Annotated in this window: 12 protein-coding genes; all 12 read left to right on the top strand. The window is 72.9% G+C overall.

The features are described 5' to 3' along the window. Positions 1-4: 4 nt before the first annotated feature. Genes ABZ842_RS30800 through rfbC form a run of 12 tightly spaced genes read left to right on the top strand, consistent with a single transcriptional unit; the run spans position 5 to position 13,141 of the window. Positions 5-1,519, top strand: a complete 1,515-nt coding sequence (locus ABZ842_RS30800) for a right-handed parallel beta-helix repeat-containing protein (RefSeq protein ID WP_361544046.1) — start codon at positions 5-7, stop codon at positions 1,517-1,519. Between the two features lies 1 nt (position 1,520). After that, positions 1,521-2,825: an O-antigen ligase domain-containing protein gene (locus ABZ842_RS30795; protein ID WP_361544043.1), complete on the top strand. Its 1,305-nt coding sequence runs from the start codon at positions 1,521-1,523 to the stop codon at positions 2,823-2,825. 2 nt (positions 2,826-2,827) lie between these two features. Then, positions 2,828-4,108: a glycosyltransferase gene (locus tag ABZ842_RS30790; RefSeq protein ID WP_361544168.1), complete on the top strand. Its 1,281-nt coding sequence runs from the start codon at positions 2,828-2,830 to the stop codon at positions 4,106-4,108. Next, entirely contained in the window at positions 4,105-5,340 is a 1,236-nt protein-coding gene (locus ABZ842_RS30785) for a class I SAM-dependent methyltransferase (RefSeq protein WP_361544040.1), read from the top strand. The genes ABZ842_RS30790 and ABZ842_RS30785 overlap by 4 nt, the downstream gene beginning before the upstream one ends. Before the next feature lie 13 nt (positions 5,341-5,353). Continuing rightward, complete coding sequence (locus ABZ842_RS30780) at positions 5,354-6,151, top strand: glucose-1-phosphate cytidylyltransferase (protein ID WP_361544037.1); 798 nt, start codon at positions 5,354-5,356, stop codon at positions 6,149-6,151. Beyond that, positions 6,148-6,795: a PIG-L deacetylase family protein gene (locus tag ABZ842_RS30775; protein WP_361544034.1), complete on the top strand. Its 648-nt coding sequence runs from the start codon at positions 6,148-6,150 to the stop codon at positions 6,793-6,795. The genes ABZ842_RS30780 and ABZ842_RS30775 overlap by 4 nt, the downstream gene beginning before the upstream one ends. 3 nt (positions 6,796-6,798) lie before the next feature. After that, the gene (locus tag ABZ842_RS30770; RefSeq protein ID WP_361544031.1) at positions 6,799-7,824 is read left to right on the top strand and encodes an SDR family oxidoreductase; all 1,026 of its coding nucleotides are present in this window, start codon (positions 6,799-6,801) and stop codon (positions 7,822-7,824) included. Beyond that, positions 7,821-9,101, top strand: a complete 1,281-nt coding sequence (locus ABZ842_RS30765) for a DUF4910 domain-containing protein (protein WP_361544028.1) — start codon at positions 7,821-7,823, stop codon at positions 9,099-9,101. The genes ABZ842_RS30770 and ABZ842_RS30765 overlap by 4 nt, the downstream gene beginning before the upstream one ends. A gap of 5 nt (positions 9,102-9,106) precedes the next feature. Then, positions 9,107-10,402, top strand: coding sequence for a hypothetical protein (locus ABZ842_RS30760; RefSeq protein ID WP_361544025.1), 1,296 nt, complete (start codon positions 9,107-9,109; stop codon positions 10,400-10,402). Further along, positions 10,399-11,346: a glycosyltransferase family 2 protein gene (locus ABZ842_RS30755; RefSeq protein WP_361544022.1), complete on the top strand. Its 948-nt coding sequence runs from the start codon at positions 10,399-10,401 to the stop codon at positions 11,344-11,346. Before ABZ842_RS30760 ends, ABZ842_RS30755 begins: the two co-directional genes overlap by 4 nt. After that, complete coding sequence (locus ABZ842_RS30750) at positions 11,343-12,593, top strand: polysaccharide pyruvyl transferase family protein (protein WP_361544019.1); 1,251 nt, start codon at positions 11,343-11,345, stop codon at positions 12,591-12,593. Before ABZ842_RS30755 ends, ABZ842_RS30750 begins: the two co-directional genes overlap by 4 nt. Then, positions 12,590-13,141 carry a dTDP-4-dehydrorhamnose 3,5-epimerase gene (rfbC, locus tag ABZ842_RS30745; protein WP_361544016.1) on the top strand — a complete coding sequence of 184 codons (552 nt, stop codon included), beginning with the start codon at positions 12,590-12,592 and terminating at the stop codon, positions 13,139-13,141. The genes ABZ842_RS30750 and rfbC overlap by 4 nt, the downstream gene beginning before the upstream one ends. The last annotated feature ends 1 nt before the right edge of the window (position 13,142 follow it).

Here is a 13,142-nt window from a genome sequence, read left to right as displayed (position 1 = left end):
CGCGGTGATCAAGTGGCGGAACTGGGCGCTGCCGGTCGCGGCACCGGCCCTGCTGGCGAGCGCCTGCGTGGACACGCAGGGCGCCCCGGCGGGGCCGACCGGCGCGCCGTCCGCGGCCAGGGCCGTGGCCCGAGTGTGCGCCGACCCCGCGCCCGGGCCCACGAAGGCGCCGGAGGGCGCGGTGCCGGTCGACCCCGCGGTCGTCGGCGACCTGGCGGCGAAGACCCGCGCCAACCCCCCGAACACCACGTTCTGGCTTCGACCGGGCCAGCACCGGCTTCCACCGGACCGCTACTCCCAGGTGATCCCCAAGCAGGGCAACCGCTACCTGGGCGCGCCGGGCGCGGTGCTCGACGGCCGCAAGACCAACCAGTACGCGTTCGGCGGCTCGGCCCCCGACGTCACCATCAGCCATCTGACCGTGCAGGGCTTCGTCGCACCGCACAACGAGGGTGTGGTCAACCACGACTCGGCCGACGGCTGGGTGATCGAGCACGCCACCGTCCAGTACAACTCCGGCGCCGGGCTGATGGCCGGCGCCCGCCAGCGGGTCAGCGCCAGCTGTCTGCGCGGCAACGGCCAGTACGGAATGAACGCGTACAAGGCCGGCGGCCCCGTCAACGGCCTGGTGGTCGAGGGCAACGAGATCACCGCCAACAACACCGACGACTGGGAGCGGCGCCGACCGGGCTGCGGCTGCACCGCCGGCGTCAAGTTCTGGGCCGTCAACAAGGCCGACGTACGCGGCAACTGGGTCCACGACAACCGCGGCGCCGGACTGTGGGCGGACACCAACAACAACGACTTCCGCATCGAGGACAACGTCCTCGAATCCAACGACGGCGCCGCCCTGATCTACGAGACCAGCTACAACGCGGTCATTAGGAAGAACACGATCCGGCGGAACAACTGGGTCGAGGGCCGCAAGCACGCCGACCGCGGCGACAGCTTCCCCTTCGCCACCGTCTACCTGTCCGAGTCCGGCGGCGAACCACGTATCGACGCCCGCACGGACAAGATCGAGATCTCCCGCAACGTGCTGGAGAACAACTGGTCCGGCATCACCCTGTGGGAGAACGCCGACCGGTTCTGCAACAGCCCGGCCAACACCTCCTCCGGCCACTGCACCCTGCTGGTGCCGCGCGCCGAGCGCTGCGCACGGCCGGGGATCGCCACCGCGCCGCTGTACGCCGACTGCCGGTGGAAGACGCAGCGGGTGGACGTCCACGGCAACCGCTTCGTCCTCGACAAGTCCGTCCTCCAGTGCACGGTCAAGTGCGACCGCATGGCGGTGCTGGCCAACTACGGCACCTTCCCCGACTGGTCGCCGTACCAGGGCGAGCAGGTGGCGAAGGCGATCACCCACCGGCAGCACAACCGCTGGTACGACAACGACTACCTCGGACCGTGGACCTTCGTCGCCCACGACCCGAGCCGGGTGCTCGACTTCGGGCAGTGGCAGGGCACGCCGTACGAGCAGGACGCGGGCAGCACCCTCGACCCGCGGTCCGGTGGTTGAGATGGGCGACGACCCGCGGCGCGACGCGCTGCCGGGCGGACCGCACGCGGCGGACACCGGGCCCGGCGCAGGAGCGCGCCCCGCCCGTACGCCGAAGACCGTCGGCCTCGCCTGGGGTCTGCTGGTCCTCAACACCCTCGGCTCCGCCGGGGCGAAGACCGTCGTCCCGCTGCCCCGCTCCCTCATCCAGATGGTCACCATGGGCGCGTTGGTCGCCGCGTTCGCCCTGGCGCTCGCGCTCAACCTGCGACTGCGCGTGCGGGCCAGCGCCTTCCTGCTGCTGCTCACCCTGCTGCTGGTGCCGAGCGTGATCTCCAGCATGCAACTGGAGTCCGGGCTCGGCGCGCTGTTCCGCTGTGCCCGACTGGGCCTCTTCATCGGCACGCTGTGGCTGCTCAGCCGCTGGTGGGACGGGCAACTGACCTTCGTACGGCACCACATACGGATGTACTTCGCGGTGCTCGGGTCGGTCGCCGCCGGCGCCGCGATCTCACCGGGCGCCGCCGTGCCGGAACTGTACGGCGGGCGGCTGGTCGGTGCGCTGTGGCCGCTGACCCCGCCGCAGATCGGCCAGTACGCCGCGGTGATCATCGGGCTGACCGCGCTGCTCGTCCTGGGCCGTCGCGTCGACCGGACGAGCGCGGTGCTGGTCATCGTGCCCTCCCTCGTCATGCTCGCGCTCACCCACACCCGGACGGCCACGCTCGGCCTGCTCATCGGACTCGCGCTGGCGATCGGCTCGCTCGTGCTGACCAGCGCCGCCGCCCGCCGGTTCTTCGCCTGGACGGTGGTGTGCGCCGCGGTGGCCGCGGTCGGGTTCGCCCCGGCGCTGCGGGCGTGGTTCCTGCGCGGCCAGAGCCAGGAGAACTTCACCAGCCTCACCGGCCGGGCCAAGGTCTGGGACGCCCTGCTGGCGCAGCCCCGTTCAACGCTGAAGGAAGCGTTCGGCGTGGGCCTGGGGGACAAGTCGTTCGGCGGGCTGCCGATCGACAACAGTTGGCTGGCCGTCTACCACGAACAGGGCCTGACCGGCGTCGTCCTGGTCGCGGCGGTCTTCGTCGTGCTGGGCGGCGTCGCACTGCTGCGGCCACCGTCGCTGCACCGGGCGTGCGCCGTCTTCCTCATCAGCTACTGCGCGATCGCGTCGTACACCGAAGCAGGGCTGGGTGACGCCTCGCCGTATCTGCTGCACCTGGCCGTGGCCGCGTCCCTGCTCGCCGCACCCGCCGCAGCCGCGTCGCTTCCGACGCCGAAGCCCCATCGACCAGCCGTCCCGCAACGGGACCAGGACCGGAGGCGTCCTTGAGCATGCACGTCCTCGTGGTGCACAACCGCTACTCCTCGGCGCAGCCGAGCGGCGAGAACAACGTCGTCGACCAGGAGGTGGCGCTGCTGCGCGCGGCCGGCCACCGGGTCGGGGTGTTCGAGCGGCGCAGCGACGACATCGCCGCCCTCTCCTTGCGGGGCAAGGCCGCGGTGCCGCTGCTGGTGCCGTGGAACCCGGCGGTCCGCGCCGAACTCGCCGCCCGGCTGCGGGCGGAGCGGCCGGACGTGGTGCACGTCCACAACGTCTTTCCGCTGCTGTCGCCCGCGGTGCTGGCCGCCTGCGCCGACGCCGGCGTGCCCGTCGTCGCCACGCTGCACAACTACACCCAGGTCTGTCCGCCCGGCACGCTGCAACGGGACGGTCGGCCGTGCTCCGAGTGCGTCGGGTCGACGCCGCTGCCCGCCGTCCGGCACGGCTGCTACCGCGGCTCCAAGCTGGCGACGGTGCCGCTCGCGGTGAGCCTGGCGGTCAACCGGCGCCGGTGGTGGTCCGGCGTGGAGCGGTTCTTCTGCATCTCCGCGGCGCAGCGCGACGTCCTGGTGCGGGCCGGCATGCCGGCCGAGCGGCTGGCGGTCAAGCACAACTTCGTGCCCGACCCCGCGCCCGACGCCCGCCGGCTCGGCGCCGGCGAGCACCTGCTCTACCTCGGCCGGCTCGCCGAGGCCAAGGGCGTACGCATGCTGATGGCCGCGTGGGACGAGATCGCCGCGGGCGGCGGGGCGGGCGTACCGCTCGTGATCGCCGGCGCGGGGCCGCTGGAGGGCGAGGTGACGGCCTGGGCGGCGGGCCGGGACGACGTGCGCCACGTCGGCCTGTACGACCCGGAGCAGTGCCGGCGGGCGATCGCGAAGTCGGTCGCCGTGGTGGCCCCCTCGACGTGGCTGGAGGCGTTCGGCCTGGTGGTCGTGGAGGCGATGGCGGCCGGTGTCCCGGCCGTCGCCGCCGGACACGGCGCCTTCGTCGAACTCGTCGACGACGGGGTGACCGGGCTGCTGCACCGGCCGGGCGAGCCCGCCTCGCTCGCGGCCTGCCTGCGCCGGGTCACGGCCGAGCAGGACCGCAACGGGGAGATGGGCCGGGCGGCCCGGCGCCGCTACGAGCAGGGCTTCAGCCCGACCGTCGGGCTGAAGCGCCTGGTGGACGGGTACCGCACCGCGATCGCGGGGCGCACCGGCGGCGGGGACGGCCCGCCGCCGGGTGAGGACAAGAGCACTGGCTCGCCGCGGGCAAGCCGCGCGAGCAGGGATGGGGACAGCAGATGACACGATGCCGACTGTGCGGCTCGACGGCGACGGCGAGCGTGGTCGACCTGGGCGCGACCCCGCCGTGCGAGAGCTTTCTCGCCGCGGACCAACTGGACCGGCCCGAGCCGACGTACCCGCTGCACCTGCGGGTCTGCACCGACTGCTGGCTCGCGCAGATCCCGCCGCTGATCTCCCCGGAGGAGACGTTCAGCGAGTACGCGTACTTCTCCTCGTACTCGACGTCCTGGGTGGAGCACGCGCGCACGTTCGTCGACGACGCCGCGGCGCGGGTCGGCCTTCGCCCGGACGCCTTCGTCGTCGAAGTCGCCAGCAACGACGGCTACCTGCTCAAGCACGTGGTGGACCGCGGCGTCCGCTGCCTGGGCATCGAACCGTCGGTGAACGTCGGCGCCGCCGCGCGGGACGCGGGCGTGCCCACGCTCACCGCGTTCCTCGACCCGGCGACCGGCGCGGACGTCCGCGCCGAACACGGCCCTGCGGACCTGGTCGTGGCCAACAACGTGTACGCCCACATCCCCGACGTCATCGGGTTCACCCGGGGCCTGCGCGCCCTGGTCGCCGACGACGGCTGGGTCTCCGTCGAGGTGCAGCACCTGCTGACGCTGATCGAGCAGAACCAGTACGACACCATCTACCACGAGCACTTCCAGTACTACACGGTCGCCGCCGCGATCCGGGCGCTGGCCAGCGGCGGACTCGCGCTCGTCGACGTCGAACTGCTGCCCACGCACGGCGGCTCCATCCGGCTGTGGGCCCGGCCCGCCGAGACGGCCGGCGAGCCGACCCGGCGCGTGGCCGACGTCCTGGAGCGGGAGAAGGCCGCCGGGCTCCAGGAGCTGTCCGGGTACACCGAGTTCTCCGCCCGGGTGGCCAAGGTGCGCCGGGACCTGCTGCGGTTCCTCATCGACGCGGCCGAGCGCGGCGAGACAGTCGTCGGCTACGGCGCCCCCGGCAAGGGCAACACCCTGCTCAACCACTGCGGCATCCGGCCCGACCTGCTCCCGTACACGGTCGACCGCAACCCCTACAAGCACGGCAGGTTCACCCCGGGCACCCGCATCCCGATCCTGCCGCCCGAACAGATCAGCACCGACGAGCCCGACTACGTCCTCGTCCTGCCCTGGAACCTGCGGGCCGAGTTGGTCGAGCAACTGTCCTTCGTGCACGCCTGGGGCGGCCGGCTGGTCTTCCCCATCCCGGAACTGAGCATCGTCGAGGTCACGTCGTGAAAGAGGTTGCAGCATGAAGGTCGTACTGTTCTGCGGCGGCTACGGGCTGCGGATGCGCAGCGGCGGGGACGACGACGTGCCCAAGCCGATGGCGATGGTCGGCCCGCGACCGCTGATCTGGCACGTCATGCGCTACTACGCGCACTTCGGGCACACCGAGTTCATCCTCTGCCTCGGCTACGGGGACCGCCACATCAAGAACTTCTTCCTCACCTACGAGGAGACGATGTCCAACGACTTCGTGCTCTCCAACGGGCGGACCGAACTGCTCTCCACCGACATCGCCTCCTGGAAGATCACGTTCGTGCAGACCGGCATCGAGTCCCCAATCGGGGAGCGGCTGCGCCGGGTGCGCCACCACCTCGAAGGCGACGAGATGTTCCTCGCCAACTACGCCGACGTGCTCACCGACGCCCCGCTGCCCCAGATGATCGACCAGTTCGCCCGGCGCGACGCCGGCGCGTCGATGATGGTGGTGCCGCCGCAGTCCTCCTTCCACTGCGTGGACCTGGGCGAGGACGGACTGGTGGGCGGCATCACCGCGGTCAGCGAACTGCCGCTGTGGGAGAACGGCGGCTACTTCGTGCTGCGGCAGGAGGTCTTCGACCACATCCCCGAGGGCGGGGACCTGGTCGCCGACGGCTGCGCCGGGCTCGCCAAGCGCGGCCGGCTGGTGGCCCACCGCCACCGCGGCTTCTGGAAGCCGACCGACACCGTCAAGGAACGGGCCGCGCTGGACGCCGCCTACGCCCGGGGCGAGCGCCCGTGGGCCGTGTGGGAACGCGACGGCGCCAGGACGGGGGCCGCGTGATCCGGCTCCAAACCGGGCGCCTGGACCGGCTCGTCGCCCTGGGAGCGCACTGCGACGACATCGCCATCGGCGCCGGCGGCACCCTGCTGACCGCGTGCCTGGCCCGGCCCGGCATCCGCGTCGACGCCCTGGTGCTCACCGGCGGCGGCACCGAACGCGAACAGGAGGAGCGGGCCGCGCTCGCCGCCTTCTGCCCCGGCGCCGACCTGCGGCTGACCGTCCTCAAGCTGGCCGACGGCCGGCTGCCGGCGCAGTGGGACGAGGCCAAGACCGCCATGGAGGAGCTGCGGGCGCGGACCGAACCGGACCTCGTCCTGGCACCGCGCACCGAGGACGCCCACCAGGACCACCGGGGCCTGGCGAAGCTGGTGCCCACCGCGTTCCGCGACCACCTCGTGCTCGGCTACGAGATCGTCAAGTGGGACGCCGACCTCGGCCGCCCCACGGCGTACCAGCCGCTGGAGCCGGACGTCGCCGAGCGGAAGGTGCAGCTGCTCCAGGAGCACTACCCCTCGCAACGCCACCGGCCCTGGTACGACCGGGAGGCGTTCCTCGGCCTCGCGCGGATCCGCGGCATCGAATGCCACACCCGCTACGCCGAAGCCTTCGCCGTCACCAAACTCACTCTCGACCTGGGGGAATGAACCTTGCGCGTGCTGCTGACCGGACATCAGGGCTACCTGGGCACCGTGATGGCCCCGGTGCTCGCCGCCGCCGGCCACGAGGTCGTCGGCCTCGACTCCGGCCTGTTCGCCGACTGCGTGCTGGGCCCGCGGCCCGCGGACCCGCCCGGGCACCGGGTGGACCTGCGCGACGTCACCGCCGACCACGTCGCCGGCGTGGACGCCGTGATCCACCTCGCCGCGCTCTCCAACGACCCGCTGGGAGCGCTGGCGCCCGACCTCACCTACGACATCAACCACCACGCGTCCGTACGGCTGGCGAAGCTCGCCCGCGACGCCGGAGTGCGACGCTTCCTGTACGCCTCCACCTGCTCCGTGTACGGCGCGGCCGGCGGCGCCGACCTGGTGGGCGAGGACGCCCCGCTGCGCCCGGTCACGCCCTACGCCGAGTCCAAGGTGCGGGTGGAGGACGACCTGCACGCCCTGGCCGACGGCGACTTCACGCCGGTGTACATGCGCAACGCCACCGCCTTCGGCTACTCGCCCCGGCTGCGCGCCGACATCGTGCTGAACAACCTGGTGGGCCACGCGCTGCTCTCCGGCGAGGTGCTGGTGCTCTCCGACGGCACCCCCTGGCGCCCGCTGGTGCACGCCGTCGACATCGCCCGGGCCTTCGCCACCGCGCTCGTCGCGCCCCGCGACGCGGTGCACGACCGGGCGTTCAACATCGGCAGTGAGGCGAACAACGTCACCGTCGCCGAGATCGCCGAACAGGTCGCCGAGGCGGTGACCGGCTCAAAGGTGGTGATCACCGGGGAGACCGGCGCCGATCCGCGCTCCTACCGGGTGGACTTCTCCCGGTTCCGCGCCGCGACGGACGGCTTCGAGTGCGAGTGGACGGTGAAGCGGGGCGCGCTCGAACTCGCCGACGCCTACCGCGAGCACGGACTGACCCGGGCGGACTTCGAGCGCCGCTTCACCCGGCTCGCCGTGCTGCGCGCGGCGGCCGACGCCGACGCCGTCGACTCCACCCTGCGGTGGCGCCGATGACCGGGACCGCCATCGGCGAGCAGCTGCACGCCCTGGTGGAGCGGCTGTACCCGCTGTGCCGGAGCATCACCGGCGACGGTGTCCGCGCCACCTTGGAGATCGTCGACGAGTACGTTCCGCTCCAGGTCCACGAGGTGCCGACCGGGACGCAGGTGCTCGACTGGACGGTCCCCAAGGAGTGGAACATCAAGGACGCGTACGTCGCCGACGCCGCCGGCAACCGGGTCGTCGACTTCGCCGCGTCCAGCCTGCACGTGCTCGGCTACAGCGTGCCGGTGGCGACGACGATGCCGCTGGCGAAGCTGCGCGAACACCTGCACACCCTGCCCGACCATCCGACGTGGGTGCCCTACCGCACCAGCTACTACCAGCCGCAGTGGGGCTTCTGCCTGGCGCAGCAGACCCTGGACGCGCTGCCGGACGGCGAGTACGAGGTGCTGATCGACTCCACCCTCAGCGACGGCCACCTCACCTACGCCGAGCACGTGGTCCCGGGGCAGGTCGCGGACGAGGTGATCGTCTCCTGTCACGTCTGCCATCCGTCGCTGGCCAACGACAACCTGGCGGGCATCGCGGTGGCGGCGTTCCTGGCCCGGGAGTTGGCGCAGCGCCGGCCCTGGTACACCTACCGGTTCCTGTTCGCCCCCGGCACCATCGGGGCGATCACCTGGCTCGCCCGCAATACGGAGCGCATCGACCGCGTCAAGCACGGGCTGGTGCTGGCCTGCGCCGGCGACCGGGGCCCGTTGACGTACAAGCGGAGCAGACGCGGCGACGCGGAGATCGACCGGGTGCTGCGGCACGTGCTGACCGCCTCCGAGCGCCCGCACAGCATCGTCGAGTTCACCCCGTACGGCTACGACGAGCGGCAGTTCTGCTCGCCCGGGTTCGACCTCGGCGTGGGCTCGCTCACCCGCACCCCGTACGCCGGCTACCCCGAGTACCACACCTCGGCCGACGACGTGGACTTCGTCTCCCCGGACGCGATGGCCGACACCCTCGCCGTGTGCCGCGAGGCGTGCGCCGTGCTGGACCGCAACCGGCGCTACGTCAACCTCAGCCCTTACGGGGAACCGCAGTTGGGCCGGCGCGGGTTGTACGACTCCCTCGGCGGACGCAGCGACGCCAAGCAGGCCCAGATGGCCATGTTGTGGGTGCTCAACCTCGCCGACGGGGAACACGACCTGCTGGACGTCGCCGAGCGGTCCGGTCTCCCGTTCGACGCCGTCGCCGACGCGGCCGACGCCCTGGCCACCGCCGGGCTGATCAAGGCGTGACGGCGATGACCACCGGGAAGGAGAAGACCACCACCGCGACGGCCCGGCCCAACGCCAGGCGGGCCATCGCCGGCCGGCTGTCCTGGGGGCTGGCCGACCAGGCGGTCTGCAGCATGACGAACTTCGCGGTGGGGATCTACGTGGCCCGCTCGCTGGGGCTGTCCGCGTTCGGCGCGTTCAGCCTCACCTGGGTGACGTACGGCGTGGTGCTCGGCGTCTCCCGCGGGCTGGCCACCGACCCGCTGATGGTGCGCTTCAGCGGAGTGCCGGACGCGTCCTGGCGCACGGCGGCGGCCCGGTCGTCGGGCACCGCGCTCGGCGTCGGCGGCGCCGTCGGCGGGCTGTGCCTCGCGGTCGGGCTGGCGGTCGGCGGCGGCGTGGGGCACGCGTTCGCCGCGCTCGGCGCCGTCCTGCCCGGGCTGCTGCTGCAAGACGCCTGGCGGTTCGCGTTCTTCGCCGCCGGCACCGGACGCAAAGCGTTCGTCAACGACCTCCTGGGGGGCCTCGCGCTCGTCCCCGCCATGGTGGTGGCCGCCCGCGTCGACAGCGTCGCCGCGTTCGTACTGGCCTGGGGCACGGCCGCCGCGGTGGCCGCCGCGTACGGCTGCCTCCAGTCCGGCATCCGACCCAAGGTGACCGGGGCGCGCGAGTGGCTGCGGGCACACCGCGACCTCGGCTACCGCTACCTGGTCGAGAACGTCGGCGTCAGCGGCGCGGCCCAACTGAGGGCGTACGGCCTCGGCGCGATCGTCGGGGTCAGCGCGGTCGGCGTGGTCCGCGGCGCCGAACTCCTGCTCGGCCCGTTCCTCGCCGTGCTGATGGGCCTGTCCCTGGTCACCGTCGCCGAAGCGGCACGGGTGCTGCGCCAGGCCCCGCACCGACTCGGCACCTTCTGCCTGCTGCTCGGCGGCGGCCAGGCCGCCGGCGCACTGCTGTGGGGCGCCGCGCTCCTCACGCTGCCCGACCGGTTCGGCGAACTCGTGCTCGGCGACGTCTGGTCGGCCGCATCGGAGCTCATCGTGCCGGCCGCGCTCGGCGTCGCGGGCGCCGGCCTCGGCGTCGGCGCGGCAGCCGGCCTGCGCGCCCTGGCCGCGGCCCGCCGCAGCCTGCGCTGCCAACTGTTCGCCTCCGCCTGCTACGTCGGTGGCGGACTCGGCGGAGCGGCGGTCGCCGGCACGGTCGGCTCGGCATGGGGCGTGGCCGCCGCGACGGTGACCGGCTCGGTCGCGTGGTGGCTGCACCTGCGGTCCGCCCTGCGCGAGCACCACCACAACCCCATCCGCGAAGTGAGGACCCCATGAGCACCGCTCCCCGGCTGAGCATCGGCCTGCCCGTGTACAACGGCGAGGAGTACCTCGCCGAATCGCTCGACGCCCTCCTCGGCCAGACCTACGAGGACTTCGAACTGGTGGTCTCCGACAACGCGTCGACCGACGGCACCGAGGAGATCTGCCGCCGCTACGCCGCGAAGGACCCGCGCATCCGGTACATCCGGCTGTCCCGGAACATCGGCGCCGCACCCAACCACAACTACGTCTTCACCGAGTGCCGCGGCGAACTGTTCAAGTGGGCGTCGCACGACGACCTGTACGCCCGGGACCTGCTGCGCGCCTGCGTGACGGCGCTGGACGAACAGCCGGACGTGATCCTCGCGCACGCCGGCCAGGCCGTCATCGACGGCGACGGCCGGGTGAAGGTCCCCTACGAGTACACCCTCGCCACCGACTCGGCGCACGCGCCGGAGCGCTTCCGCAGCCTGCTGTTCGAGCCCGGGGGAGACGACTTCTACGGGGTGATGCGGGCCGACGTGCTGCGCCGGGTGAAGCCGCACGACAGCTACCACCACGCGGACCGCACGTTCGTCGCCGAGATCACCCTGCACGGACGCTTCCACCAGGTCCCCCGGCTGCTGTACTTCCGCCGCGACCACCCCGCCCGCGCCGAGCGGGCGAACCCCTCCAAGCGCTCCCGCTGCGTCAACCTGGACCCGCGCAGGGCCGGCCCGCTGCACCCGACGCCCCGGCTGCTCGCCGAGTACGTCTGGGGCTTCGCCGCGGCGATCGGGCGGGCGCCGCTGTCGTCGGCCGACCGGCGAGCCTGCCACCGCCACCTGGCCGCGTGGCTGACCAGCCGGGTCAGGCCGGGCGCCGGCGAACGCGTCGAGGACCGCGCCCCGGTCGACCCGGGCAAACTCGCCGTCTGCGTCGACGACCTCGTCGCCGGCCGGGAAGGCGGGCGGGCGTGAAGCCCCGGAACGGGCCCGTGCGCGTCGGGGTGTTCGGGCTGCTCGGCTCCGGCAACCTCGGCAACGACGGATCGCTGGAGGCCGTCCTCGGATACCTCCGCGCCGACCACCCGGAGGCGGCCGTGGACGCACTGTGCGGCGGGCCCGAGGCCGTCACGGCCCGGTACGGGATCCCCGCGACCCGGCTGCACTGGTACCGCGGGGAGTACCGGACCGCGTCCCGCGTGGGCGCGATCGCGGGCAAGGGCCTGGGCAAGCTCGTCGACGTCTTCCGCACCGCCGCCTGGGTGCGCCGGCACGACGTGGTGATCGTGCCGGGCATGGGCGTCCTGGAAGCCACCTTGCCGCTGCGCCCGTGGGGCTTCCCGTACTCGCTGTTCCTGCTCTGTGCCGGCGGCCGGCTGCTCGGCACCCGGGTCGCGCTGGTCAGCGTCGGCGCCGCCCCGATCGGCAGCCGGCCCACCCGGGCCCTGGTGCGCTTTTCGGCGCGGCTGGCCGCGTACCGCTCCTACCGGGACGCACCCTCCCGCGACGCGATGCGGGCGATGGGCGTGGACACCGCGCGCGACGAGGTCTACCCGGACCTCGCGTTCGCCCTGCCGACGCCGCCGGTCGGCACGCCTGCGGACCCGCCGGACCCGCCGGGCCCGGTCTGCGTCGGCGTCATGGCCTTCCACGGCGGCGACGACGACCGCGCCCGCGCGGACGAGATCCACCGGCGCTACCTGGAGGGGACGACCCGCTTCGTCCGCGCCCTGGTCGAGGACGGCCGACCGGTCCGGCTGCTCACCGGCGACGACGTCGACGCGTCCGTGGTCGCCGCGATCCTCGAAGCGGTGGACTCGCCGCTGCTCACCGCCGCCGACGCGACCTCGTTGGCCGACCTGATGAAGGAGACGGCGGCGGCCGACGCCGTGGTGGCGACCCGTTACCACAACCTGATCTGCGCACTGAAGGTCGGCACCCCGACGCTCGCCCTCAGCTACGCGACCAAGAGCGACACGCTCATGGCCCAGATGGGCCTGGGCGCGTACTGCCACCCCGCCCGCGAGGTCGACGCCGACCGGCTGCTCGAACAGTTCCGGGAGCTTCAGCAGCGGTCGGCGGAGCTGCGACGCACTCTCGTCGAGCGGAACCGGGCCGCCGCCCGGCGCCTGGAGCACCAGTTCACGGCCCTGACCGCGGCCCTGTTCCCGACGACCGACCACGCCCACACCCAAGCCCACGCCCTGCGGGAGGCCCCATGAAGGTGACCGAAGTCCCGGCGATCGCCGGTGCGTACCTCTTCGAGCCCACGCCGTACGCCGACGAACGCGGCTTCTTCTGCCGCACCTTCGACGCCGACGCGGTCCGCTCCGTCGGCCTCGACCCGGACGCCTTCGTCCAGGACAGCGTCTCCCGCTCCGTGCGCGGAGTGCTGCGCGGTCTGCACCTGCGCTCCGGCGCCGGCGAGGCCAAGTTGGTGCGCTGCTCGTACGGGAAGGTCTTCGACGTCGTGGTGGACCTGCGGCCCCACTCGCCGACCCACCTGCGCTGGGCCCCCTTCGAACTGTCCGGCGACACGCAGGTGACCCTGTACGTCCCGGCGGGCTGCGCACACGGCTTCCAGGCGCTGACCGAAACCGCGGACGTCTCGTACCGCATCGACCGCCCGCACGACCCGGCCGAGGACGTGACGATCGCCTTCGACGACCCGGAGCTCGCCATCGACTGGCCGCTGCCGGCCACGTCGATGTCCCAGCGGGACCGGGAGGCGCCGAGCCTCGCCGAGGTCCTGAAGCAGAAGGAGAGCTGAC

This window comes from Streptomyces sp. NPDC047315 (genome assembly GCF_040643215.1).
Taxonomy (GTDB): Bacteria; Actinomycetota; Actinomycetes; order Streptomycetales; family Streptomycetaceae; genus Streptomyces.
This window is presented reverse-complemented; position numbering and strand designations above follow the sequence as displayed.

Excerpts from the sequence above, each read along its gene's own strand:
- ABZ842_RS30795 (WP_361544043.1), top strand. The coding sequence starts at position 1,521 with ATGGGCGACGACCCGCGGCGCGACGCGCTGCCGGGCGGACCGCACGCG.
- ABZ842_RS30790 (WP_361544168.1), top strand. The coding sequence starts at position 2,828 with ATGCACGTCCTCGTGGTGCACAACCGCTACTCCTCGGCGCAGCCGAGC.
- ABZ842_RS30785 (WP_361544040.1), top strand. The coding sequence starts at position 4,105 with ATGACACGATGCCGACTGTGCGGCTCGACGGCGACGGCGAGCGTGGTC.
- ABZ842_RS30780 (WP_361544037.1), top strand. The coding sequence starts at position 5,354 with ATGAAGGTCGTACTGTTCTGCGGCGGCTACGGGCTGCGGATGCGCAGC.
- ABZ842_RS30765 (WP_361544028.1), top strand. The coding sequence starts at position 7,821 with ATGACCGGGACCGCCATCGGCGAGCAGCTGCACGCCCTGGTGGAGCGG.
- ABZ842_RS30760 (WP_361544025.1), top strand. The coding sequence starts at position 9,107 with ATGACCACCGGGAAGGAGAAGACCACCACCGCGACGGCCCGGCCCAAC.
- ABZ842_RS30755 (WP_361544022.1), top strand. The coding sequence starts at position 10,399 with ATGAGCACCGCTCCCCGGCTGAGCATCGGCCTGCCCGTGTACAACGGC.
- rfbC (WP_361544016.1), top strand. The coding sequence starts at position 12,590 with ATGAAGGTGACCGAAGTCCCGGCGATCGCCGGTGCGTACCTCTTCGAG.